Source organism: Lentibacillus populi (assembly GCA_014642895.1).
Taxonomy (GTDB): Bacteria; Bacillota; Bacilli; order Bacillales; family Amphibacillaceae; genus Lentibacillus_C; species Lentibacillus_C populi.
The window spans coordinates 1-586 of record BMJD01000127.1 but is presented as its reverse complement, the minus strand read 5'-3'; the positions used below and the strand labels follow the sequence as shown (position 1 = coordinate 586).

1 protein-coding gene is annotated in these 586 nt (G+C 41.0%); it reads right to left on the bottom strand.

Annotated elements, in window-relative coordinates; all coding sequences use genetic code 11:
• Positions 1 to 586 (bottom strand): hypothetical protein (locus IEX12_RS23205; protein WP_188726002.1); only part of this gene is annotated, 586 nt, incomplete at both ends.

Here is a 586-nt window from a genome sequence, read left to right as displayed (position 1 = left end):
GAATCTTCACCCTTCTTCGCAAACTCAGGAACAAAAGCTGCAAGCTGATTAACACCTATATTGGCTACAACACCACCTGTAAGAATCATGTTGTTCTGCTTGAACTCTTTAAAAGCCATCTGATTAGCTTGGTCAATATTTCCAGTTACCTGATATAGCTTCTTAGTCTCTGCTGCTAACCTATTACTTAAGTAATCACGAGTAGAATCAGGTAATGATTCTGATCGGAAGTACCAAGTAGTTTGGGTAGGGTCACGCATCTGTTTAACTGATGTAAGTGCTTTGCTACTAATCTGCTTATTCTGCTGGCTTGATAGGGGTACATTGTTATCTCTTATAGACTGACCACGAGCAATAGCAGTCTTAAGTGCTTGCTCCCCATCTTGCCCTTGGTTATTGACAAGGTAATCCCTCATACCGAATAAGAGAGCTTGATCTTTCTCGTTCTCAACATTCATACGAATAGTTTGGTCATCAGATGCTATGAGGTATTTTGTCCAAGTACTTACAGCAGGTGAGAACTGTGATTGTGGGTCTAATCTTGCTAAACTACCAAGTGCTGAGCCGATAGTCTTAACAGGCATAC